Below are 381 nucleotides of genomic sequence, written 5' to 3'. Positions count from 1 at the left end.
ATCACCATCATCGTACTTATCATTAAGATAACAAATGTATTTTTCCTTACTTGCGGAATTACATTTTTAATAGCAACAAATGTGTTCCTTCCAAATATTTTTTTCATCATAGGTAGGCATAATTCTAATATCGAAGAAAGATAAATAAGAAATAAAACATACACTCCTAAAACAAGAAATATAGATCCTATTACTATCACTATCGCCTGCATATCTCCAGTATTTGCTACAAATCCACCTAAAACAGTTAAAAATATGCTACTAATTAAAAGGAATTTCCCCATAATACTGCGTGTTTTTTTATTAGAAAAGTCGGATTCTTCATTTTCACGCATAAGCTTTACTGGCAATATTTTCGAACTTCTGTATGACGGATATAAC

At 29.9% G+C, this 381-nt stretch carries 1 pseudogene; it reads right to left on the bottom strand.

The features are described from left to right. Positions 1-381, bottom strand: a pseudogene (locus AC1DJR_RS33920) (ABC transporter permease); the annotation flags it as partial.

It is taken from the genome of Bacillus sp. 05T31, from assembly GCF_056396725.1.
The sequence above is the reverse complement of the archived record's forward strand: the minus strand, read 5'-3'. Positions and strand labels throughout refer to the sequence as shown.